Origin of the sequence: Autumnicola edwardsiae (assembly GCF_031846505.1) — a bacterium.
GTDB lineage: Bacteria > Bacteroidota > Bacteroidia > Flavobacteriales > Flavobacteriaceae > Autumnicola > Autumnicola edwardsiae.
Genome location: NZ_JAVRHP010000271.1, coordinates 1 through 823 on the forward strand (window position 1 = coordinate 1; position 823 = coordinate 823).

The window sequence follows — 823 nt, forward strand, 5'->3', positions numbered from 1 at the left end:
TCGGGTAAGATTCAAATTGGTTGTTCGTAACCTGTCACTTCCACCTCCGGTAAAACTAAGATCACCAGCTGTAAAATCTGGCAAATTTATGCCTGAAGTTCCCGGGGTGATAGATGAATCATACCAGGAGTTTATTCTGGCTTCATTCAGCATATTGTTATATTGAGACTCGTCCAGTTGGCTTGCTCCAAAATCCCAAACATCGGCCAGGCCTTCTACATAAACCAAATCTTTAATTATACTAATGTCAAATGAAGAAGTCTCTTCAGTTACTTCCAGGCTGGTATTACTATCTACGGAATATCCTTCAGCTCCTTCTAAGGAAACTTCATATTGATATCCCACCGGAAGAACTATACTATACGACCCTCCATCTGCCAAAGAAAGCTTCCAGGTCTTACCAAGTTGGTTTTTGAATACAATGCTGTAATCTGAAGGGATACCTTCGGCTTCTGCCACATCAACACTTCCTGTTACAGTAGTATAAGTAGCACTTTTACGTGCAATCCTGAAGTAACTTGGTTTATCGGTGTCATCATAAATTCGATACGTACCTGTAGCTTTTGCCATAAAGTTTATTTCTGTAAGCTCTTTGCCCACCGCAACTGCATCATTTTGAAGTTCCGGATCTGCAACATATTCAAAATGAATATTTCCATTTCCATTTTGGGAATTTGCCCAAAGGCTAATTTCCTCATCTTCATTTAGTTCAAGGCTAAAATACCTTCCGGTAGCACCCGATGAATTGATATATATTCTACCTTTAAAATCTTCGTATTCATCAATATCATCATCAAAACGGGTAAGATTGGTATTTGTGGTT

1 protein-coding gene is annotated in these 823 nt (G+C 39.0%); it reads right to left on the bottom strand.

Features of this window, described 5'->3' with window-relative positions:
* Positions 1-823, bottom strand: an 823-nt coding sequence (locus tag RM529_RS17595) for a hypothetical protein (protein ID WP_311486034.1), incomplete at both ends; no start/stop codon positions are given.